This is a genomic window from Vibrio sp. HDW18 (genome assembly GCF_011306175.1).
Classification (GTDB): domain Bacteria; phylum Pseudomonadota; class Gammaproteobacteria; order Enterobacterales; family Vibrionaceae; genus Vibrio; species Vibrio chanodichtyis.
In genome coordinates this window covers 61426-84764 of sequence record NZ_CP049913.1, presented here as the reverse complement: position 1 = coordinate 84764, position 23339 = coordinate 61426, and the positions used below count along the sequence as shown (strand labels likewise).

Sequence of the window (23339 nt, the reverse complement as noted above, 5' to 3'; positions counted from 1 at the left end):
TTGTCATCTTGCCTTACTAGGGTAAGCGCCAGTTGATGAATAAAAAGGATTTCAAATGGCCCGTTCTCCCTTTCGCTTAACGGTTTTGGCTACGCTATTGGCCAGTGTTGCGCTGCCAAGTGCTGCGAATAGTTTTAACTCTATCAATAGTTTTAACTCTATCAATAGTTTTAACCGGATTGCCAGTTTTTCCGTGGCGAACAATATCCCGCTCAATCAAGATGTCAAGCAAACCACCTCGGCGGAAATTATCACCGCCACCCCTGATGGTAATACCTTAATTTATTCTGATAGCCCGCTGGGTGGGATCGGCTTTGTCGATATCAAAGATCCTGCTGCGCCGCAAGCGGCCGGTTTTTTATCGCTCAATGGTGAGCCAACGTCGGTTAGTGCGTTTGGTCAATGGGTGTTGGCTGGTGTGAATACTTCGCCAAGTTATACCCAGCCCTCTGGCTATCTGGCGGTGATTTCTAGCGCGAGTCGTAAGATGGTTGCCCAGTGTGATCTGGGTGGCCAGCCCGATTCCGTCGCAGTGTCAAAAGATGGTCGTTATATTGCAGTCGCGATAGAAAATGAGCGTGATGAAGATCTCAATGACGGCGCCATGCCGCAAATGCCGGCCGGCTTTGTGGTGATTGTGAGCACAGATGCGCAAGGCAAGCCAGATTGTAATACATTACAGCGGGTTGAATTGACCGGCTTAGCTGAGATTGCCGGTGACGATCCTGAGCCAGAGTTTGTCGATTTTAATGATAACCATCAAATTGCGGTCACTTTGCAAGAGAATAATCATATCGTGATCATTGATGCACCAACTGGCAAAGTGGTGAATCATTTTTCTGCCGGTGCGGTTGATTTGACTCAAGTCGATACCCAAAGAGATGGCGCGCTGCAGTTTGACGGTGTGATCAAAGCTGCGCTGCGTGAGCCAGATGCCGTTAAATGGCTGGATAATGAACGGCTAGTGATCGCCAATGAAGGGGACTACCAAGGTGGTGCACGCGGTTTTACCATCTTCAATAAAAATGGCAGCGTGCTATTTGAAAGCGGTACCGAGCTTGAGCATCACGCGATCCGCGCTGGCCACTATCCAGAAAAACGTTCCAATAAAAAAGGCATCGAGCCAGAAGGGTTGGAAGTCGCGACCTTCAATGGTCAGCAGTATATTTTTGTATTAGCGGAGCGGGCTTCACTGGTGGGTGTGTATAAAGATACCGGTGGCAAACCAGAATTTGTGCAGGTTTTGCCGTCTGGGATCGCGCCTGAATCGGCGATTGCGATTCCCAAGCGCCAACTGCTTGCCACCGCTAATGAAGCGGATCTCGGTGAAGATGGCGGTGCACGTTCGCATATCATGATCTATCAGTTGAGTGACAAGCCTGCTCACTATCCACAGATCGTTTCAGCCAATGATGCGCAAGGTTTACCGATGGGTTGGGGAGCGCTGTCGGGGCTTACGAGTGATGCCCAACAAGCGGGTAAGCTGTATGCCGTCAATGACAGCTTTTATGCTGCGCAGCCGTCGATTTTTACCATTGATTCAACCAAGCAACCAGCGGTGATTGAGCGTGCGATCACGGTTAAACGTGACGGTAAAGTCGCCAAACATCTTGATTTAGAAGGTATCACCAGCGATGGAAACGGCGGTTTTTGGCTCGCTTCCGAAGGCAATCTCGATAAAAAAGTGCCCCATGCTCTATATCGAGTCGATGCGAATGGCAGCATCACCCAAACCGTGGAATTCCCCGCCGAGTTACTTGCCGAGCAAACTCGCTTTGGCGCAGAAGGGATCACCCTGGTTGGGGATACACTCTGGGTTGCTATCCAGCGGCCATGGCAAAACGATGATAAAGCACTGACCAAGTTACTGGCGTATAACACCAAAACTGAGCAGTGGTCAGCGGTGCATTATCCGTTAGAGAAGAGTGCGCAAGGTTGGGTCGGTTTATCGGAAATCACTTATTTTAATGATGCGTTATATCTGGTAGAGCGGGATAACCAAGTCGCTGAACAAGCCAAAATTAAGCGCCTTTACAAAGTGGCACTGGCCGATGTAAAACCGGCGCCATTAGGTAGCAAGCTGCCGGTGGTCACCAAGCAATTAGCCTATGATTTCCTGCCGGACCTTAAAGCAGGCAAGGGTTATGTGCTGGATAAGATTGAAGGCTTTGCGATTGATGCGTCAGGTCAAGGTTACGCTGTGACGGATAATGATGGCGTCGATGATAGCAGTGGCGAAACCCACTTTTTTAAAGTGAATAAGGTTTTTTAACGTTAACGCATCATTTCGTTAAGCACATCGCCAGTCGCGATATTGCTCTAAATTTCCTAAGGCCAGCCGTTGCTGGCTTTTTTCATGCTTAAATCACAGCTACAGCTCTGATACCAATCTGGAAAATTAACTGGTCAGCTCTATCCACCTTCTCGAACACATCTGTCTGACTCTGGCCGAGCATTCCAAAAAACTATTCCAAGCCCGACATACTTTGGAGACAATGTCTTCGTAATCCGTAAAAGACTGGTTGGCTAGATAGTGTTGTCTTAACCAACTCCATACTTGTTCTATTGGATTCAACTCAGGGGAATAGGGCGGGAGTTTGATGATACTGAGGTTCTGAAATTCATTGGCAATATCTTCTGTGTGCCAGCTTGCACCATTAAATTTTTTTAAAATCGTCTTGGATTTGCTGGGATTGACGAGGATGTTTGGAGCGAGAAGTTACCCAAGAGAACCCCATGTGCTCGAGCAGGTAATAGATAGAATCAGGGTGGTAGTGCTGGCCAAATTCTTTCACGATATAAGCGTGGATGTCGGCCCCAGTGAGTCGTCCGCCTAGTGTATCATTGGCTTTATCTTTGATGTATTGGCTCAATTGCTCTCTTTGCTTGGATGTTAAGAATGGTGGTCGTCCCGTTCTTGGTTTTTCCTTGAGGCCTTCTAATCCTTCCTCAAGAAAAGTGTGAACCCACCGATTAACACTGGTTCGGCTGACCTTAAGAAACTTGGCGATTTGGGTGCGAGAGTGCCCATCTTTGAAATGGTCGAGGGCCAGCAGTCTCATTTTCATCTGAATAGATTTCTGCTGGCTTGCGAGCTTTTTAAAGTCGATATTATTGAGGCTGTCCATAGTGAATAAGTTCTATCGTTGAATGTCCTCAATTAGATCATATTTTTTCTTTGATTGGTATGACAAGGATTCCTGGTGTTGGTGCAATGGTCGCCAACCCGCCAAGCTTGGATACCCAACAACAACTTCTGCTAGAGATAAACCAAAGCTTGCGGTAGTATCGCCGGCCTTTTTCGTGCAAGAGTAGGAGTATGCAGATGTTTATCGGGTTTGATTACGGTACCGCCAACTGTTCAGTGGCCAGCATGCAGGGTGAGCATCCGCAGTTGATTGCCCTTGAGCATGACCGTTTTTATCTTCCCTCAACGTTGGCGGCGCCAACTCGTGATTCGGTAACTGAGCATCTATTTCTACATCGACACATCGCGCCTACGGATCCGCTTGGCGAGCAATTACTGCGTCGTTCGGTAGCGGCTAACCGCGAGGAAGGGATTGATCTGCAGTTTGATGATGTGGTGTTCGGTCAGGCGGCGCTGGATCGTTACTTGTCGGATCCACAGCAAGTTTATTACGTCAAATCGCCGAAATCGTTCTTGGGATCGATCGGATTGCACGCGATGCAACTGCGATTTTTTGAAGATCTGGTGTGTGCGATGATGGCGAACATTAAAACTCAGGCCGAAACGCGTTCAAATACGATCATTGATCAGGCGGTGATTGGCCGTCCGGTTAATTTCCAAGGCCGAGGCGGCGCGGATTCCAATCGTCAAGCGGAGAATATTTTGCGCCAAGCGGCCACTCGCGCCGGATTTCGTCAGCTTGAGTTTCAATTTGAGCCGGTAGCTGCTGGCTTGGAATACGAAGCCACCCTAACTGAAGATAAAACCGTGTTGGTGGTGGATATTGGTGGCGGTACCACTGATTGTTCGTTGCTACGCATGGGGCCATCTTGGCGCGGCAAAGCAGATCGCAGCCAAAGCTTGATTGCGCATAGCGGGCAACGCATCGGCGGTAATGATCTGGATATTCATTTGGCTTTTAAGCAATTAATGACACCGTTTGGGTTTGGTAGCCAAACCCAAAGTGGGCTCGATATGCCGATCACTCAATTTTGGAACCCGATCGCGATTAATGATGTGAGCGCGCAAAGCAAGTTTTTTGCTCGTGAAAATTTGGCAGATTTAAAGCGTCTGCACAAAGAAGCGCGTGAGCCAGAAAAACTGGCCCGTCTGCTCGCGGTATATCACGATAAACTCGGCTATAGTTTGGTCAAAAAAGCTGAAGAAGCCAAGATAGCGCTGTCAGATCTGGCGCAAGTGACCACCCAAATCAAGGTGTTATCCGAACAGTTGGATGTCGCTATCGCGCGTGAGGCGATGATGGAGGCGATTGAGACGCCAAAGAGCAAAATGATTGAGCTGGTGAGCGAAGCAGTGACTCTTGGTGGTGTGATGCCAGATGTGATCTTTATGACCGGCGGTAGCGCCCGTTCACCGATTTTACGCGCCGGGGTTGAGCAGGCATTGCCTAACATTCCGTTGGTCAGTGGTAATTACTTTGGCTCGGTCACCGCCGGTCTAGCACGCTGGGCACAAGTCTGTTTTCGTTAACGGTTTGTGTTAACTGTTTGCGTGAAATAGCGCTGTTATGCTGCCAGCTCCTGTGAATAAAATCCGCCCGTCAGTCAGCGCTTGGTGTTAGAATCAGCGCAACTTTTTAGGCTGAGCTTTTTAACTCAGCCCTTTTATTATCGATTTAGAGTCTATTTATGTCTTTTGCTCAACTTGGTTTAAGTGACGTTCTGGTACAAACCGTAGCGCAACTGGGTTACCAAACCCCAACCCAGATCCAAACCCAAGCGATCCCGCTGATCTTGCAAGGTCGCGATGTGATTGCTGCCGCGCAAACCGGTACGGGTAAAACCGCGAGTTTCGTACTGCCTATCTTGGAAAAACTGCGCCAAGGGCAAACGCAGCGTAAAAAACGCGTGCGCGCGCTGATTTTAGTGCCAACTCGTGAGCTGGCAATGCAGGTGGCGGAGAAAGCGGAGCAATATGGCCAAGCTACCGGTTTAACCAGTTTAGCCGTGTTTGGTGGGGTGGATGAAAAGGCGCAAAAGCAGCGTTTGCTGGATGGTGTGGATGTGCTGGTTGCGACCCCAGGCCGTTTGATGGATTTGTATGGCCAACGTGCGGTCTATTTCGAAGAGATCGAGATGGTAGTGCTCGATGAAGCCGACCGTATGCTCGATATGGGCTTTATTGAAGCGATCAATAAAATCATTGACTGCTTGCCGCGCGAGGTGCAGTTTTTGCTGTTTTCTGCGACCCTGTCACGTAAAGTGCGTGAGTTGGCGAAAACCGCGGTACATGATGCCTATGAAATTACCATCGCTGCCAATCAAGCATCAAAAAGTAATATTAGCCAGTGGCTTATCACGGTCGATAAAGACAAAAAATCAGCCTTGCTCAGTCACTTAATCACCGAGCAGCAATGGGATCAAGCGTTGATTTTTATCGAAACCAAACATGGTGCGGCCAAGCTGGCGGCTCAACTGGAAAAACGCGGTATTCAAGCCGAAGCGTTTCATAGCGGGCGTAGCCAAGCGATCCGTGCTCAGTTATTGGAAGATTTTAAATCAGGCAAAATTAAGTACATGGTCGCAACCGGAGTGGCCGCACGCGGGATTGATATCGACCAGCTTTCTCGTGTGGTGAACTACGATTTACCATTCCCTGCCGATGAATATGTGCACCGAATTGGCCGTACCGGACGCGCTGATGCAACCGGTGAAGCGATTTCTTTTGTTTCAAAAGACAACTTCAAAAACCTGTGCATGATTGAAAGCCGTTTAGGCCATTTGATTGAGCGCCGCGTGGTTGAAGGGTTTGAACCCAGCAAACCCGTGCCGATTTCGATTTTGAACTACGTGCCGAAACATAAGCGCGAGCCAGTTTAGTCAAGCGAGCGACACCATAAAACACTAAGCCGGGACATGCCCGGCTTTTTTATACGCCGAATTAGTGTTAACTGGCGGCGTATAAACACAAAAAAGCATCTACGGCACATTGTGTGGTGCTTTTTAGCTCACTAGGGGTTGGTTTGGCCACCGCTTTTAATGCGTAAGGTTCAAAATATTGCGCAGAAAGCAGTGCCTTAAAATGCATCGCAGCAATCCAAGGATCGCACGCTTTTAAAGCACCAGAGGCGATTTGGCCATCAATATAACGGCTTAAGCGTGTCCAACCCCGTTTCGGGCCATTTTCATAATAATGGCGGCCGATTTCCGAGCGCTCCGCTTCGTGGATCGCCATCCGATAAATCGCCATCGCTTCTGGGGTTAAGACGGAGTTCAAAAAATTGTAACCAAATTCTAAAAGCGCGGTTTTAATTTCTCGATCTTGATCCAGCGAGAGGAAAGAAAGGGCGATTTGCTCGGTGGCGGAGGACTCCATCACCGCGGCAAAGATCTCCTCTTTCGAGCTGAAATAGTTGTACAAGGTCGCTTTAGAACCGCCCAGCATCTTGGCAATATGCGACATGGAAGTTTGCTCAAAGCCTTGTTGTGTAAAGGAATCTTTTGCAATTTCTAAAATTGCCTGCCTTTTTTCTTCACTTTTTACGCGCATGATGATGTCTATGTTCAATTAGCAATTGGGCATAAGTTTCCCTTGACGATGTCCTGCTGTCAAGGGTATAACCGTACTGTATGGTTTAGTTATAGGGTGTTCAAATGTGAAAAATAGCGTTCAAGCGGCCAGTTTACTGCGTAAAACTGCGCCTTATTTTGCCGTTTCTTTACTGAGTAGCTTGATGTTAGTCGGCTGCTCGGTGGCGGATGATTATCCTGATCTGGCGACAATCCGCGATACCAATCAACTGGGCGTCACCGGCACCTTTTCTCATCAAGCTGCTATGGACTGGCCATCAGCGAATTGGTGGCTGCGTTATCAAGATCAACAATTAAATCAATTGATTGAACAAGCTTTACTCCATTCACCATCATTGGATATGGCGATGGCGAGATTAACGCGCGCGCAAGGTTTGGCTCAGCAAGCTGGCGCGGCGCGCTCATTCGATTTAGGGCTAGCGGCATCGGCGACTCAAAGTAAAGTCAGTGAGCGTTATCAAACCGCTAATCCACCGGATGGATGGAATGATTACGGTACCTTGACGCTTAATTTTCAATATGACTTTGACTTTTGGGGGAAGAGTCGTGCTGTGCTGACGGCGGCGACTTCCGAATTAGCGGCAGCAACTGCAGAAAATGCGGCTGCTCGGTTAATGATCAGCACCGCGATTGCCAATGCGTATGCGGAATTGGCGCGGCTGTATGCTAATCAACATACCGTGCATGCTGCACTGGAAGTGCGTAGCAAAACCGTTGAGCTGCTGGAGATGCGTTACCGGAATGGTTTGGAGACGCAAGGCTCCGTCAGTCAAGCTAAAGCGATTGCGGCTAGTGTTGAAGCTGAATGGCTGGCTATCAATGAAGCGATCCAACTGCAAAAGAATCAATTAGCGGCTTTGGTTGGGCAGGGGCCTGATCGTGCACTCACGATTAGTGAGCCACACATTGCGCTAAATGCGGATTACGGTTTGCCTCAAGATGCTGGCATTGGCCTGTTAGGGCATCGGGCTGATATTACCGCTGCACGTTGGCGTGCCGCGGCGGCGGCCCAGCATGTGGGTATTGCGGCTGCACAATTCTATCCTGATGTGACGTTGTCGGCGTTTATCGGTTTTCAAGCCTTTGGCCTTGATAACTTGTTTAACAGCGGTAATGACGCGGGGGCGATCGGGCCTGCGATTTATCTACCACTGTTCACGGGTGGGCGTTTAGAAGGGCAGTTAACCGCGGCGCAAGCTCGTTATCAAGAAGCGGTAGCGCAATACAATGCCACCCTAATTGATGCATTGCACCAAGTGGCGGATGTACTTACCAGTCGCCAAGCCTTACAGGGACGGATCAGCAAAACTGAGCAAGCCGTACATCAGGCAGAGCTTGCTCACCGTATTGCGACCAATCGTTACCAAGGTGGATTAGCCACTTATCTTGATGTGTTGGTGGCTGAAGAGTCACTACTCAATAATCAAACCGCACTGGTTAATTTACAGTCACGGGCTTTTAGCCTTGATCTGGCGCTGATCCATGCGCTGGGCGGTGGTTTTACTACAACAGAATCTTAATGGGTTTCTTTGCTATGAATTCAAATAATACTAATGCCGAATTTGATGGTGAGCGTGCGGCACAATCACGCAAAACCGGTTTTCTCGCTTTAGCGGCTGCGATTGTGGTTGCCGGTGGCGGGTATGCCGCTTATTGGCATTTTATCGGCTCGCGTTATATTTCAACCGATAACGCTTATGCTGCTGCTGAAATTGCGGAAGTCACGCCGGCGGTGAGCGGGATCGTTGCCGAAGTCAAGGTGGTAGACACCGAATACGTAAAACAGGGCGATGTGCTGGTGCAATTGGATGATAGCGATGCGCGACTGGCCTTACGTCAAGCGGAGGCGGATTTAGCCTTGGCACAGCGCCGAGTGCGCAGCTATCTGGCTAACGATGAAGGTTTAAGCGCGATGGTTGAGGCACAGCAAGCCAATCAGCAGCGAGTTAAGGCTCAGTTAAACGCGGCCCAAGCCGATTTTGCACGGGCAAAGATTGATTTGTCACGCCGTGAAGATTTGGTGCGCTCTGGCTCGGTTTCCGGGGAAGAGTTGACCAATGCCAAAACCAGTTATGCCCAAGCCGAGGCCAATCTTAATGCAGCTCAAGCTGCGATGGCGCAAGCACAGGCCACCAAGCTTTCCGCGATCGGTTCACAAAAAGCTAATGCCGCTTTAACCGATAACAGCACGCTAGAGAGCAACCCAGAAGTGTTGTTAGCTAAGGCAAGATTTGAGCAAGCAAGCATCGACCTTGAACGCACGATTATTCGCGCCCCGATGAGTGGGGTGATTGCCAAACGTCAAGTGCAAGTGGGACGCCGTGTTCAAGTCGGCACACCGCTGATGGCGATTGTTCCGACCCATCAGATGTATGTCGATGCCAATTTCAAAGAGGTCGAGCTACGTCAGGTAAAAGTCGGGCAGCCGGTCACTTTAACTGCCGATCTGTATGGCGACAACGTAACTTATCATGGCGTGGTCGCTGGTTTTTCTGGTGGAACCGGATCCGCATTTTCGATGATCCCCGCCCAAAATGCGACGGGTAACTGGATTAAAGTAGTGCAGCGCTTACCGATCCGTATTGAGCTCGATCCCAAAGATTTGCAAGCCTATCCACTGCAAGTTGGGCTTTCGATGGTGGTGACGGTCGATACCGCTGCCAATACCGATCCGCAGACTCTGGTTCAGTATCGTGCGGCAAAAGCATCCGAGCAAGGCTAAGGTGAAGCCATGAGTCATCGCTCTGAACATCACATCCAACCGCTATCAGGCTGGGCACTGTTTTTAGGTGCCCTGTGTTTGGCGATGGCCAACTTTCTGGCCATTTTAGATACCACGATTGCTAACGTATCGGTTTCGAACATTGCTGGCAGTTTAGGCGTCTCGACCAGCCAAGGCACCTATGTGATCACCTCTTACGCGGTCGCCGAAGCCATTTCGGTGCCACTGACCGGTTGGCTCGCCTCTCGGTTTGGCTCGATTCGTGTGTTTGTCACCTGTTTTATACTATTTGGAGTATTTTCTCTGCTGTGTGGTCTAGCCAATAGCATGGGCATGTTGGTGACGTTTCGCGTGTTACTTGGGTTTGCGGGTGGGCCTTTAATGCCACTTTCACAAACCTTGATGATGCGTATCTTCCCCAAAAACAAAAGTCATACCGCGATTGGCATTTGGTCTATGACTACCTTGATTGCGCCGATTATGGGGCCGATCTTGGGTGGTGTATTGTGTGATCAATTCAGTTGGCCCTACATCTTTTTCATCAAAATGCCGCTAGCGATTGCCGCTGCGTTATTGGCTTGGAAACTGCTGAAAAAATTTGAAACCAAAGCCCTGCCATCAAAAATTGATAAAGTGGGCTTGGCTCTGCTAGTGGTGTGGGTGGCGGCGCTACAGTTGATGCTGGATGAAGGTAAAGATCATGATTGGTTTGAATCGTCGCGCATTATTACCCTTGCGGTGGTGGCCGCGATTGGTTTTGTGGCCTTTTTGATTTGGGAATTAACCGAGCGCAATCCGGTGGTTGATCTGCGAGTGTTCCGCTATCGTGGCTACAGCATCAGTATGGTGACATTGTCACTAGCATTTGGGGCTTTTTTCAGTATTTCGGTGGTGACACCGTTATGGCTGCAAATTTATATGGGCTACACCGCCACGGTTTCGGGTTATGCCACGGCCACCATGGGGATTTTAGCGGTATTTTTAGCGCCGGTTATCGCTAATTTGTCGTCGAAATTTGATCCGCGACCGTTTGTGTTTGTTGGGGTGATGTGGCTCGGCGGCTGGACCTTGATGCGCGGTTTTAATACGGTGGAGATGACTTTTGCACAAATCAGTTGGCCGATGTTTGTGCAAGGCATTGGTATGCCGCTGTTTTTCGTACCGCTGACCGCGATTGCCCTCGGCAGTGTGAAACCCCATGAAATGGAATCGGCGGCTGGGTTAATGAACTTTATCCGAACCTTGTCTGGCGCATTTGCCACCTCGATGATCAATACCTCGTGGGAGCATGAAACGCGTTATGTCTATGCGGAATTGGCAGGATTAACCGATAAGGTCGGGATTGCGACGCAAGCTATGCTTAATAGCGGCATGAGTATTGATCAGGTTCGTTCATCGATGGATTGGACGCTGCAAAATCAAAGTGTGATGGTGGCAACCAATCAATTGTTTATGGTGATTGCGCTGATTTTTGCCTGCGCCGCAGGCCTAATTTGGCTAGCACCAAGGCCCAAACAAGCGGTCGATACCTCCGCAGTACATTAGCGTCATTAGTTGTGGCATTACGTGAAATCCGCCTGCTAGACAGGCGGATTTTTATCTGCATCGTGCTTTAACCTAAATAACGCGTCTGCAGATGACGCTTAAAATGCTCAGGATTCAGTGTGTCACCGGTCGCCGCTTTTATGCAGCACTGCTTACGCAGAGCATTGGCCAATGATTTGCATTAGCCACTACAAACACTATCCCAGGACGCGCACAGCACTTTTTCTATGACGTTACTAACGCCACATTTTTGAATAACAGCCCTGATTTTGCGGTACTAGATTACTGACCCGATCTGCAACATCCTGTACAATCTGCACAATTTTTTTATATTCAATGTGCTGATCCCCTATGTCCCAAGATACGACTAACAACAACTTCTCTTCTGTAGCGGCGTTTTTATGGTCGGTGGCTGACCTTCTTCGTGGTGATTTCAAGCAATCTCAATACGGACGTATCATTCTCCCTTTCACACTGCTAAGACGCTTAGAGTGTGTGCTAAAAGCCACCAAGCCAGAGGTACTGGCAAAATACGAAACAGTCAAAGCCATGCCGATTGAGGCGCAAGATAAACTGCTCACCCACGCAGCGAAATTAAGCTTTTACAACACCTCAAAAATGGATTTAAACCACCTTGGTGAAACAGGCGTAGCAAGTAACCTAGAGAGTTACATTCAATCGTTCAGCCCTAATGCGCGTGAGATTTTTGAGCATTTCGATTTTTTCAATACCATCGACAAACTGGAAGAGGCCGATCTGCTTTACAAGGTAGCAAAACGTTTTGCTACCACCGACCTTCACCCGAATACCATCAGCAACTATGGTATGGGTTTAGTGTTTGAAGAGTTGATCAGACGCTTCGCGGAGAGCAGTAATGAAACTGCAGGGGAACACTTTACCCCAAGAGATATTGTTGAGCTGACCACCTCATTACTCTTTGCCAATGAAGATGAACTAACCAGTTCGGGTTTAGTGCGCTCGATTTATGACCCTACGGCGGGTACAGGCGGCTTTTTATCATCGGGTATGGAGTATGTTCATAAGCTGAATGAAAAAGCCTCTTTATCTGCCTTTGGTCAAGAGCTAAACCCTGAGTCTTACGCTATCTGTAAAGCGGATATGCTGATCAAGGGGCAGAAGGTCGATAACATCAAATTGGGTAATACCTTATCGAATGACCAACTGCGCACCGATAAGTTTGACTATATGCTGTCAAACCCACCGTTTGGTGTGGATTGGAAAAAGATCCAAAAACAAATCACTGATGAACACACGCAAAAAGGCTTTGAAGGTCGATTTGGTGCTGGTTTACCACGCGTGTCTGACGGTTCATTGCTGTTTTTACTACACCTGATCAGCAAAATGCGCCCTGTCAGTGAGGGCGGTTCACGTATCGGTATTATCTTGAATGGCTCGCCACTCTTTACGGGTGGTGCGGGTAGCGGTGAAAGCGAAATTAGACGCTACATTCTGGAAAATGACCTACTTGAAGCGATTGTGGCTCTGCCTACTGATATGTTCTACAACACAGGTATTGCCACTTATGTGTGGGTGCTATCTAGCCATAAGCCTGCTCATCGCAAAGGCAAGGTTCAACTTATCAATGCGTCAAAAGAGCGTGCCAAAACAGGCGGTCGTGGTCGCAGTGGTGGTGAAGTTGAAGGCGGCTCTTCACAAGAGAATGAGAACGTATTCTATGCCGCAATGCGTAAATCACTCGGTAGCAAGCGCAAAGAACTGACACCTGAAGCGATTGATAAAATCGTGCAAACGTATGGTCAGTTTGCCGAAAACAATTTTAGCAAGATTTTTGACTACAAAGAATTTGGCTATCGCCGCATTACCGTTGAGCGCCCGCTGCAATTAGCAATTTACCCGAAAGACGAACTACGCCTAGAAGCTCTGCAAGCGGATAACGCTTGGGAGAAAATGGATGAAACTACCCAACAAGCCATTCTGGATGCGCTCGCTTCATTTGAACAAGAGAAATATTTGTCGCGTGATAAGTTCCTCAAACAACTCAAAGTTAAACTAGAGCGAGAAAGCGCACAAGAGCAGCAAGAAAGCGCAGCAAAAGCCGTTAAACTCAGCGCAGTTCAACTAAAACTGATCGTCAAACATCTTGGCGAACACGATGACGAAGCGGAAGTATGCAAATCAAAAGGCCAGATTGAAGCCAACCCAGACTTACGTGATAACGAGAACGTGCCACTAACTGAAAGCGTTGCCGATTACTTTGCTCGTGAAGTGCTGCCGCACGTGCCGAATGCGTGGATTGATGAAAGCAAAACTGATCCTAAAGATGGTGAAGTGGGGATTGTCGGCTATGAAATCCCATTTAACCGCCATTTTTATGTGTATGAACCACCAAGAGCATTAGAAGCAATTGATGCGGATTTGGATGCGGTATCGGCTGAGATTATGCAGCTACTGCAAGAGGTGCATTCATAATGACAGTTCGTTATAAAGCATATCCTGAGTATAAGGATTCAGGGGTTGAGTGGGTTGGTGACATACCAGCTTCTTGGACTGTAAAACCGACTTTCTCAGTATTTGACCCATCGGTGAAAAAAAATATTGAAGGACAAGAAAGTGCTAAGCTATGGGCACATCGTTGAACGAGATGTAGACACTAATTTTGGTTTACTGCCAGAATCGTTCAATACATATCAAATTGTTAGGGATGGAGACCTAATTCTACGATTAACCGACCTGCAAAATGATAAAAAAAGTTTACGAGTAGGCTTGGTTAAACAAACTGGGATTATTACATCGGCATATCTAAAACTGAGATCTAACCAATCTATTGATTCTCGTTTTGCTTACCGTCTGCTTCATTCTTACGACACAACAAAAGTATTCTATGGTATGGGTGGTGGCTTGAGACAATCAATGAAGTTTGAAGACTTCAGACGACTACCTGTTCTAGTGCCTCCATTGGAAGAGCAACAAAAAATAGCCAGCTTCCTCGATCACGAAACCGCCAAGATCGACATCCTAATCGCCAAGCAAGAAAAACTGATTGAGCTGTTGAAAGAAAAACGCCAAGCAGTGATTTCTCACGCTGTGACCAAAGGGCTTAACCCAGATGCACCAATGAAAGATTCTGGTGTGGAGTGGTTGGGTGAAGTGCCTGAGCATTGGGAGAAAATTGCTTTTAAACAAGTTATTAAAACGAGGAAAGGTGTTGCTTTTAGTACCTCCGACTTCTGTGATAGCGGTATTAGAGTTGTAAAAGCAAGTGATATTAAACAGTTAACTCTGAGGGAGTCAGACGTTTTCCTTCCAGATACTTTTACTCAAAAATACCCCAAGGCATTTTTAAACCAAGGTAACATCATACTCAGCACTGTAGGCAGTACACCCGATGTTAAGAATAGTGCTGTTGGTCAGATTGCAATGGTTCCAAAAGAACTAGATGGAACCCTACTGAATCAAAACACAGTTATTTTTGACCCAATTGTGAAAACTATAGACAGAAACTACTTGTTTTTGCTATTGCAAACTAGAGCTTACCGTGATCATTTGGATTTACACGCCCACGGAACGGCAAATCAAGCCAGCCTGAATGTTGCTGATATGCTTGATTTCAAATGCTTTATACCGCCAATAGATGAGCAAAACCATATTGCTGAATATTTGAATCAATTCTTGAGAACAGTTTCAGGTCTTGAAACCAAAGCCATCAGCGCTATTGAGTTGATGAAAGAGCGTAAAACCGCCCTTATCTCAGCAGCCGTAACAGGCAAGATTGATGTTCGACATCATGTCTCACACCCTGCGGGCAACGCTGAAAAGCAACAATTAGAGCAAACGATATGATTCGAGTATTTCAGCGTTGTCCAAAACGGCCATCCATGGCGTTTTGTGATGTGCGTCACTTTGTTGCAGAGCAGGAGCAGCCGCAAGGAGTGCAAGGATGAGTAACCTAAATAACCTGCACCCCTTAAGCCAAGAGGTGGCCGCGCTGATCCGCAGCGCCAAGCAGCGTGCGGCCGCCGCCATTAATAATGAAATCACCTTGCTCTATTGGCAGGTCGGCAACCGAATCCGTCAAGAGGTGTTAGGCGGCGGGCGGGCAGATTATGGCAAACAAGTGATCGCCACCTTAGCCACTGAACTCACGGCACAATATGGTAAAGGATGGAGTAAACGTAACCTTGCCCAAATGGTTAAATTTGCGGAGGTGTTTACTGATGCTCACATTGTGCAGACGCTGTCTGCACAATTGAGTTGGAGCCATTTTGTTATCCTTTGCGCTATTGACGACCCACTCAAACGGGATTTTTACACCAGCATGGCCATGCAAGAGCGTTGGTCAACCCGTACCCTTGATGAGCGCATTGGCGCATTGCTTTTTGAGCGCACCGCCATTTCTAAAAAGCCCGACGAAACCATCGTCGCCGAGCTAACTGAGCTGAGAGCCTCGGGTCAATACAATAAAAACTTGCTGCTAAAAGATCCCTATATATTGGATTTTCTAGAACTGAATGATCGCTATCTCGAAAAGGACTTAGAAGATGCCATTCTAAGAGACATTGAGCAGTTTTTATTAGAATTAGGCGCGGGCTTTACATTTGTTGCCAGACAAAAACGCATTCAAATTGATAACGATGATTTTTACATCGACCTACTGTTTTACAACCGCAAATTAAAGCGCTTGGTGGCGATAGATTTAAAGCTAGAGAAATTCAAACACAGCCACAAAAGCCAGATGGAACTTTACCTTAGCTGGTTAAAAAAATACGAAACCGAAGAAGGTGAGAACCCGCCGCTAGGCATAACATTATGCTCCAGTAAAAAACAAGAACAAATTGAGTTACTCGAGATGGAAGGCAGTGATATTCACGTGGCTGAATATTTGACCCGCCTGATAGACGTTGAATTACTAGAGAAAAAGCTACAACACTCGATTGCCAACGCCAAGCAGCGACTCAACAATCCGGGCGGATAAATGAACCAAGAAAAAGCATTAAAAGAGTTTCAGTTTCAAAACGACATCCTTGAGCAAATGCAGTCTCACGGTTGGTTACTGGGCGAGTCGAACAAATACAACAAAGCGTTGGCACTTTACACCGATGATGTGATTGCCTTTGTCAAAGCAACACAGCCTGAGCAATGGGAAAAGTTGGCTCAGCACTTCCCAGAGACGGAGCGTAACCCCAATGCAACGGCTGACGCTCTGCTCAAGTCATTAGAACAAGAGCTAAAAAATGAAGGCACGCTGTGGGTGCTGCGCAACAAACTCAGTAATCGTGGAGCGAAGTTTGACCTTTGTAGTTTCAAGCCTGATCACGACTTAAACGAAGCGGCAACGGCCCGTTATGAACAAAACATTCTGCGAGTCGTGCCAGAGCTGGTTTACTCACCCAATGGCTATGATGGGCGTTTAGATTTAACCCTTTTCGTCAACGGTATCCCTGTTGCTACTTGTGAGCTGAAATCCGAGTTTAAGCAGTCGATTGATAACGCCAAAGTCCAATATATGAAGGACAGGCAGCCAAAAGACCCAAAAACGCGTAAACCAGAGCCGTTATTAACCTTTAAACGTGGTGCATTGGTTCACTTTGCTGTGAGCCAATACAATGTCGCGATGACCACGCGCTTAGATGGCAAGAAAACCTTTTTCCTACCGTTTGATCAAGGCACAAGTGAAGGTGGTAAGGGGAATGATGTTCCTGCCTCTTTATCCGCTGAAGGCTCCGATAGTTATGCTACTTCTTACCTTTGGAACGAGATTTTCCAAAAAGATAACCTGTTACTGATCCTTGGCCGCTACATTCACCTTGAAGTGAAAGACGTTGAAAACCTAGACGGTTCAATTACGCAAAAAGAAACGATGATTTTCCCGCGTTATCACCAGTGGGCGGTCGTTTCTAAACTGCTTAAAACGGTGGATAGTGAAGGCACAGGGCATAAATACCTTATCCAGCACAGTGCAGGCTCTGGCAAATCAAACTCGATTGCGTGGCTGTCTCACCAATTGGCTTCTAAGCATTACTACACCGATCATCCTGAGCTTAACAAACAAGCTGGGGATAAGGTTTTTGATTCTGTTATTGTCATCACTGACCGAACGGTACTGGATAGCCAGCTACAGGACACGATTTATCAGTTTGACCATAGCGAAGGTATGATTGCGCGTGTTAACCGAGAAGAGGCGCAAGGCTCCAAATCCAGCCAACTGGCAGGAGAGCTAAAAGCAAGCACCTCAATCATTATCGTCACCATTCAAACCTTCCCTCACGTTTTGGAAGCGATCCGCAAAGACTCAACCCTTGCAGGTCGAAGCTATGCGGTGATAGCAGATGAAGCACACTCCAGCCAAACAGGGACAACCGCTCGCAAATTGCGTGAAGTGTTGATGAGCGAGCAGCTTGAAGGTAGTGAAGAGAGCGCCAGCGGCGAGACTGAATTGTCGAGTGAAGATATGCTGCGTTTATCACTGGAAGCACGTAAAGGCTCAAACAAGCTCAGCTACTTCGCTTTTACTGCTACGCCCAAGGCGAAAACACTAGAGCTGTTTGGTCGCAGACCAAACCTTGATGAGCCAGCAAGTGACACCAACAAGCCGTTACCATTCCACGTTTATTCAATGCGTCAAGCGATTGAAGAGGGGTTTATTCTGGATGTATTGCAAAACTACACCAGTTACCGAGTCGCTTACCAGTTAGCGCACAACAACCCAGATTTGGATCACGAGGTGGACAGTAAAAAAGCCGCTTCTAAAATGGCGAAATGGGTTCGCTTGCACCCGTATAACATTGCTCAAAAAGTAGAAACCATCATTGAGCACTTTAACGAGAAAGTGAAACATCTGCTGGGCGGTGAAGCAAAAGCGATGGTTGTCACCAGTAGCCGTTTAGAAGCAGTGCGATACAAACTCGCCTTTGAAAAATACGTGCAGGACAAAGGCTATACCAACGTCAATGCCATGGTGGCCTTTTCAGGCGAAGTGAATGATCCTGATTTGCCTGACCATCCTTTCACGGAAACCAATATGAACCCGAATCTGCGTGGTCGTGATATGCGTAAAGCATTTGATACCACAGATTATCAGGTGATGCTGGTGGCGAATAAATTCCAGACGGGCTTTGATCAACCCAAGCTGGTGGCGATGTATGTCGATAAGCCATTAAAAGGCGTTGAGTGCATTCAGACTCTTTCAAGGCTAAACCGTACCTACAAAGGAAAAGATAAAACCTTTGTGCTCGATTTTGTGAACGACCCTGAAGAGATCTTGGCAGAGTTTAAGGTTTACTTCCAAACCGCAGAGCTGGCAGGTGTATCCGATCCAAACATCGTTTATGAACTGATGAAGAAGTTGGATAAGGTTGGCATTTACCAGTGGCGAGAGGTTGAGGCATTCGTTGAAGCGTATAACAACAAACAAGCAAACCAAGCCAAATTAGCCAACTTGTGTAAACCTGCCGTTGACCGTTTCTCCGTGCGTTACAAAGAAGCAACACAAGTGCTTCAATCCGCACAAGCGGAACTGTCTAAAGCGAAAATTGAGCACTCTCTACCTAAAGAGCGGGACAAGAAAATCAAGTTTGCGGAAAACAGCGTAAAACACGCCAAAGAAGCACGCGATATTCTGGAAGTGTTCAAGAAAGATTTAATCTCTTTTTATCGCTTCTACGAGTTTACCTCTCAAATCGTCAATTTTGATGATTATGATCTGGAAAAGCTGAGTATCTTCGCCAAACATCTTTACCCGCTGCTGCGCCTTGATGTGGTGGAGGATGAAATTGATTTATCCGATGTGGTAATGACGCACTACCGCTTGCACGAGCAGCGTGAAGCCGATCTACAGCTTGGCGTGAAAATCGGTGAAGAGCCAAAGTCTTACTTGCCAGCCGCAAAGGAAGGCACTGGTGCTGTGCCCAAAGATCCTAAAACTGAGCTGCTGAACGAGATCATCCAAAGAATGAACGATTTGTTTATCGAAGATGGTTTGTCTGAAAACGATATGCTCAATTACGCCAATACCATTGCAGGCAAGATCTCGGAAAATGAAGTGGTGATGGATCAACTCCGCAGCAACACCAAAGAGCAAGCGATGCTCGGCCAATTCCCAGAATCGATCAACAACGCCATCATCGAGAGTATGGACGTACATAACGAGATGGCAATGAAACTTCTATCTAATGAAGCAATAGCGAAAGGCTTTGCTGGATTGATGTTTGATGTGTTGATGAAGGGGTTAGGCAAATCGGTTTCAGAGTCGAACTCATCGTTAACATAGAGATGAAAGATGCTTGTATGACGGAGTTTGTTTGGTCACTAAAAAAGCCAGTGTGTAGTGGCTGCGTTCGTTCACCCCAATCACATAGCCTATCTATGTGATTGGGGATTCACTCACTGTACCACTTACCGCCTACCTGCAACTCCAAGTTGTTTGGGTATACTTGTGAAAACTAATTTAACCCAAGTAGCGAGATTTAAGGTGGTTCTTAAAATGCTCAGGGTTTAATACTTCACCGGTCGCCGCCTTTACCAGTTCATCGGTTGTGAGCAAACTACCTTTACTCCAGATATTTTCAGACAACCAAGCAAAAATCGGTGAGAGATCGCCACGGCGAATCGCGCCATCCACATCCACGCTTTTCTGCATTGCCGCCATAAACTGCGCCGCATACATGGCTCCTAAGGTGTAGCTTGGGAAGTAACCAAAGCTGCCATCGGTCCAGTGAATATCCTGCATACAGCCATTTTGGTCGTTACCTTTGGTGCTTAGGCCTAAATAAGCCTGCATTTTTTGATCCCAAAGTTCTGGCACATCAGTGTGTTTGATATTGCCGTTCATCAAATCCCGTTCGATTTCAAAACGCAGGATCACGTGGGCTGGGTAGGTGAGTTCATCGGCATCGACCCGGATAAAATCTTTTTTGACCCGTGTGTAGAGTTTTTGCAGGTTAGCGACCTGAAAAAGCGGGTCGCTGATCGCATTAAAATGCTGCCCAGCCAGTTTGGCGAGATGAGTAATAAACGCAGGGCTACGGCCGAGTTGCATTTCAAAAAACAGCGATTGCGACTCATGAATGCCCATGGAGCGCGCTTCACCAGCCGAAGTGCCGGCCAGATGCTTAGGTAAACCTTGCTCGTAACGCGCATGGCCCGTTTCATGCACAATGCCCATCAGCGATTGCACAAACTCGCTTTCGTTGTAGCGTGTGGTAATGCGCACATCACTCGGCACGCCGCCACAGAAGGGGTGCACACTTTCATCAAGTCGGCCGTGGTTAAAATCAAACTGAAGTAGCTTCATCACATCCAGCCCCAGCGCTTTTTGGCGCTCAGCAGGATAGTGACCTTTAGGTGCGATAAAGCTTTCGCTACTCTGCTTTTCAATCACCACATCAATTAAGCTTGGTAGCCAAGTTTTCACATCACTAAACACGCGATTGAGCTGTTCAGTTGTGGTGCCAGGCTCATAAAGTTCCAGCATCGCATCGTAAGGAGTTTTACCCGTTGCTGCGGCACGGATTTGTGCTTCTTCTTGGGAAAGCTTGACCACTTCCGCCCAGTTTTTCTCAAAACCTGCCCAATCGTTATGTTTGCGTTGGCTGCGCCAAGCGTGCTCACATTTGGAGCCAGCTAGGGATTGCGCTTCAACTAAGGCTTCAGGCAGAACCGTCGCTTGTTGCCATTGGCGCTTCATTTCGCGCAGCGTGGCTTGCTGCTCGATATTGAGCGTTTCACTTTCTGCCTCGGCAAACCAATCAGCCAGTTGTGGCTGGGTCATTAGGCCATGGATATGCACAGAAAGCTCTGCCATGGCTTGCGAGCGCGCTTCAGCACCGCCACTGGGCATGACGGCGGCTTGGTCCCAGCCGACAATCGCTGACAAATGATTGAAGTTCGCTACTTTTTTCGAGTGTGTGACTAATTGATTAAATGCATTCATGACATAGCCTGCCGTGGTGATAAGCGAAAGTGCAGTGTAGCAATCTCGGGTGTGATCACCAACCATTGTGCGCATAAACAGCAGAGCGGTAGTGAAACCAGAAAATCGCCTTATGGTTATTAGTTATTGGTTATTTTACAGAGCGCGGCGATTGCCCGCTGTTGAACGACTCCCGTTACCGGGGCAAACACTCGGTGAGGATTTGGTGTCACTTAGTGAGGGTGATTTTGTGATCGTGATTGGTGGCATAATGACTTGCTCATTTTTATTCATAAGACAGGTGTCACGATTTGCGGTATAAGCAAAGTTTGCTGATGTGGTTACAAGGATTGATATGGTTATCCAGAATTTCGAAGCTTTTCTTATTGCGATTACGATTTTAACGCTCACCCCAGGGCTAGATACCGCTTTGGTGATCCGCAATACCACCCGAGCTGGATTTGTTGATGGTTGTGCCACCAGTTTGGGAATTTGCTGTGGGTTATTTGTACATGCCACCTTTTCTGCGATAGGGATTTCAGCGGTGTTAGCCCAATCCGCCGAGCTGTTTAATTGGGTGAAAATGGCCGGTGCGCTGTATCTGATCTGGCTTGGTATCTCGAGCTTACGTGCGCTAATAAAATCAGGGCAGGGAATGGAAGTGGCGAATTTAAGCCATGTACAGTTTCAACTGGCTCGTTCGCTGCGTGAAGGTTTTCTTTCTAATGTGTTAAACCCCAAAACGGCGGTGTTTTATCTGGCTTTTCTACCGCAGTTTATTAATCCGCAATTTTCACCATTAGTTCAATCTTTACTGATGGCCTTAATCCATTTTGCGATTGCGATGGTTTGGCAGTGTGGTTTAGCTGGTGCGTTGAGTAGTGCTAAGAATTTGCTGAAAAATGCGTCATTTATGCGTTGGATGGAAGGAACTACGGGATTAGTGTTGGTGGCATTGGGGATCAAACTGTTATTAGAAAAACCGCAAGCCTGACTTGATATTGCCTCTATATAAAAACGACCTCCGGTGATGGAGGTCGTTTTTATTCATTTTATGATGTTAAAAGATTATTGAGTTTGCGTTTCTGCTGTGGCGTATTGATAGCGTGCAAAATACTGCTTAGTTTCTTCGACCACCACATGGCGCAGTGCGATGAGGCCGATCAGGTTAGGGATCGCCATTAACCCATTGACAATGTCGGCAATAATCCAGATCAAATCGAGATGTAAAAACGCACCAGAGGCAATCAAAGCAATAAATACCACTTTATAGGGTAATACCGCTTTGGTGCCGAACAGAAACACCATGCAGCGTTCGCCGTAATAGTTCCAGCCGAGGATGGTGGTAAAGGCAAAAAACATCAAACCAATCGATACCAGCATCGGACCTAAGGTTTGGGCGTTTAATCCTTCTGCAAACGCATAGGTGGTCATCGCCGCGCCAGCTAGATCGCTTTGCCATGCGCCAGTCAGGATCAGGGCTAACCCCGTCATGGTACAAATAATAATGGTGTCAAAGAAGGTGCCGGTCATTGAGATCAGTCCTTGTTCCACACAAGAATCGGTTTTGGCAGCGGCAGCGGCCATTGGTGCGCTACCTAGCCCAGACTCGTTAGAGAACACGCCACGCGCAATTCCTGATTGAATCGCTAGCATGATGCTCGCGCCTAAGAATCCACCGGTTGCCGCGCTGGAAGTAAACGCAGAAACCACCACTAATTCAAGAGCATACATCAGTTTATCTGCATTGGTGATGATCACGCTCAGACAAGCGACAATGTAAAATAGCGCCATGGCGGGTACCACTTTACCTGCGACTTTAGCGATCGATTGAATACCGCCAATGGTCACAACAGCAACCAATAAGGTGAGTACCACAGCTGAAGCTTCACGCGGTACACCAAAAGAGATTTGGGTCGCATCTAAAATTGCATTAACCTGTGGGAAGGTACCGATACCAAAGCAAGCCACGCCAACTGCAAAAATCGCAAACAAAATCGCCAGCGTATTAGAGCCAACTCCATCACGCAGATAGTACATTGGGCCGCCGACCATTTGGCCTTTGTCATCCACTTGGCGATATTTTACTGCCAGTAGACACTCGGCGTATTTAGTCGCCATACCGAATAGCGCTGCGAGCCACATCCAAAATAGTGCGCCAGGGCCACCGAGTTTGATCGCGGTAGCAACCCCGACAATATTGCCGGTACCAATGGTGGCTGAAAGGGCAGTACACAATGCGGCAAAGCTTGAGACATCACCTTGTTTATCGGAAGATTTGTCACCACCAAACACCATGGCTAACGCAGTGGGTAGGCGACGAAATTGCAGTAAACCAAGACGGAAGGTGAAATAGACACCGGTACCGACCAATAAAATTAATAATGGTGGTCCCCAAACTAAACTATCAACAGTTTGTAGAAATGATTGTAGGTTATTCATAAA

14 protein-coding genes and 1 pseudogene are annotated in these 23339 nt (G+C 47.5%); 11 read left to right on the top strand and 4 right to left on the bottom strand.

Annotation, left to right across the window (positions count from 1 at the left end):
* Window positions 1-55: 55 nt before the first annotated feature.
* Entirely contained in the window at window positions 56-2272 is a 2217-nt protein-coding gene (locus tag G7083_RS00375) for an esterase-like activity of phytase family protein (RefSeq protein ID WP_166013049.1), read from the top strand.
* Between the two features lie 126 nt (window positions 2273-2398).
* Here G7083_RS00375 and G7083_RS15045 read toward each other — a convergent pair.
* Window positions 2399-3128: pseudogene (locus G7083_RS15045) on the bottom strand (IS630 family transposase).
* A gap of 197 nt (window positions 3129-3325) precedes the next feature.
* Here G7083_RS15045 and yegD point away from each other — a divergent pair.
* Window positions 3326-4678 (top strand): molecular chaperone, encoded by a 1353-nt coding sequence (gene yegD, locus G7083_RS00360; RefSeq protein WP_166013048.1) that lies wholly within the window; start codon window positions 3326-3328, stop codon window positions 4676-4678.
* A 158-nt stretch (window positions 4679-4836) separates the two neighbouring features.
* Window positions 4837-6027, top strand: coding sequence for a DEAD/DEAH box helicase (locus tag G7083_RS00355; protein WP_166013047.1), 1191 nt, complete (start codon window positions 4837-4839; stop codon window positions 6025-6027).
* Between the two features lie 67 nt (window positions 6028-6094).
* Here G7083_RS00355 and G7083_RS00350 read toward each other — a convergent pair whose 3' ends face one another.
* Window positions 6095-6697 (bottom strand): TetR/AcrR family transcriptional regulator, encoded by a 603-nt coding sequence (locus tag G7083_RS00350; RefSeq protein ID WP_166013046.1) that lies wholly within the window; start codon window positions 6695-6697, stop codon window positions 6095-6097.
* 106 nt (window positions 6698-6803) lie between these two features.
* Here G7083_RS00350 and G7083_RS00345 point away from each other — a divergent pair, with 106 nt between their 5' ends.
* The 7 genes from G7083_RS00345 to G7083_RS00310 all read left to right on the top strand — a co-directional run bounded on the left by G7083_RS00345 (window position 6804) and on the right by G7083_RS00310 (window position 19253).
* Window positions 6804-8258 carry an AdeC/AdeK/OprM family multidrug efflux complex outer membrane factor gene (locus G7083_RS00345; RefSeq protein ID WP_166013045.1) on the top strand — a complete coding sequence of 485 codons (1455 nt, stop codon included), beginning with the start codon at window positions 6804-6806 and terminating at the stop codon, window positions 8256-8258.
* A 14-nt stretch (window positions 8259-8272) separates the two neighbouring features.
* Window positions 8273-9460, top strand: a complete 1188-nt coding sequence (locus G7083_RS00340) for an HlyD family secretion protein (protein WP_166013044.1) — start codon at window positions 8273-8275, stop codon at window positions 9458-9460.
* A 9-nt stretch (window positions 9461-9469) separates the two neighbouring features.
* Window positions 9470-11005: a multidrug efflux MFS transporter permease subunit VceB gene (gene vceB / locus G7083_RS00335; protein WP_166013043.1), complete on the top strand. Its 1536-nt coding sequence runs from the start codon at window positions 9470-9472 to the stop codon at window positions 11003-11005.
* Between the two features lie 351 nt (window positions 11006-11356).
* A complete protein-coding gene (locus G7083_RS00330; protein ID WP_166013042.1) occupies window positions 11357-13456 on the top strand; it encodes a class I SAM-dependent DNA methyltransferase in 2100 nt (699 codons plus the stop codon).
* Window positions 13457-13582: 126 nt separating this feature from the next.
* A complete protein-coding gene (locus G7083_RS00320; protein WP_206212099.1) occupies window positions 13583-14827 on the top strand; it encodes a restriction endonuclease subunit S in 1245 nt (414 codons plus the stop codon).
* 97 nt (window positions 14828-14924) lie between these two features.
* A complete protein-coding gene (locus G7083_RS00315; protein WP_166013039.1) occupies window positions 14925-15959 on the top strand; it encodes a PDDEXK nuclease domain-containing protein in 1035 nt (344 codons plus the stop codon).
* Window positions 15960-19253 carry a DEAD/DEAH box helicase family protein gene (locus G7083_RS00310; RefSeq protein ID WP_166013038.1) on the top strand — a complete coding sequence of 1098 codons (3294 nt, stop codon included), beginning with the start codon at window positions 15960-15962 and terminating at the stop codon, window positions 19251-19253.
* A gap of 177 nt (window positions 19254-19430) precedes the next feature.
* Here the strand turns inward: G7083_RS00310 and G7083_RS00305 are convergent, their stop codons facing one another.
* Window positions 19431-20915, bottom strand: a complete 1485-nt coding sequence (locus tag G7083_RS00305; protein ID WP_166013037.1) for a carboxypeptidase M32 — start codon at window positions 20913-20915, stop codon at window positions 19431-19433.
* Between the two features lie 334 nt (window positions 20916-21249).
* On the opposite strand from G7083_RS00305, the gene G7083_RS00295 reads away from it, so the two are divergent.
* Window positions 21250-21888 (top strand): LysE family translocator, encoded by a 639-nt coding sequence (locus G7083_RS00295; RefSeq protein WP_166013036.1) that lies wholly within the window; start codon window positions 21250-21252, stop codon window positions 21886-21888.
* Between the two features lie 74 nt (window positions 21889-21962).
* Here the strand turns inward: G7083_RS00295 and G7083_RS00290 are convergent, their stop codons facing one another.
* Entirely contained in the window at window positions 21963-23336 is a 1374-nt protein-coding gene (locus G7083_RS00290; protein ID WP_166013035.1) for a sodium:alanine symporter family protein, read from the bottom strand.
* Window positions 23337-23339 lie beyond the last annotated feature (3 nt).

Bases quoted from the DNA above. Each gene is read 5' to 3' on its own strand.
- G7083_RS00375 (WP_166013049.1), top strand. From the start codon at position 56: ATGGCCCGTTCTCCCTTTCGCTTAACGGTTTTGGCTACGCTATTGGCC.
- yegD (WP_166013048.1), top strand. From the start codon at position 3,326: ATGTTTATCGGGTTTGATTACGGTACCGCCAACTGTTCAGTGGCCAGC.
- G7083_RS00355 (WP_166013047.1), top strand. From the start codon at position 4,837: ATGTCTTTTGCTCAACTTGGTTTAAGTGACGTTCTGGTACAAACCGTA.
- G7083_RS00350 (WP_166013046.1), bottom strand. From the start codon at position 6,697: ATGCGCGTAAAAAGTGAAGAAAAAAGGCAGGCAATTTTAGAAATTGCA.
- G7083_RS00340 (WP_166013044.1), top strand. From the start codon at position 8,273: ATGAATTCAAATAATACTAATGCCGAATTTGATGGTGAGCGTGCGGCA.
- vceB (WP_166013043.1), top strand. From the start codon at position 9,470: ATGAGTCATCGCTCTGAACATCACATCCAACCGCTATCAGGCTGGGCA.
- G7083_RS00330 (WP_166013042.1), top strand. From the start codon at position 11,357: ATGTCCCAAGATACGACTAACAACAACTTCTCTTCTGTAGCGGCGTTT.
- G7083_RS00315 (WP_166013039.1), top strand. From the start codon at position 14,925: ATGAGTAACCTAAATAACCTGCACCCCTTAAGCCAAGAGGTGGCCGCG.
- G7083_RS00310 (WP_166013038.1), top strand. From the start codon at position 15,960: ATGAACCAAGAAAAAGCATTAAAAGAGTTTCAGTTTCAAAACGACATC.
- G7083_RS00305 (WP_166013037.1), bottom strand. From the start codon at position 20,915: ATGAATGCATTTAATCAATTAGTCACACACTCGAAAAAAGTAGCGAAC.
- G7083_RS00295 (WP_166013036.1), top strand. From the start codon at position 21,250: ATGGTTATCCAGAATTTCGAAGCTTTTCTTATTGCGATTACGATTTTA.
- G7083_RS00290 (WP_166013035.1), bottom strand. From the start codon at position 23,336: ATGAATAACCTACAATCATTTCTACAAACTGTTGATAGTTTAGTTTGG.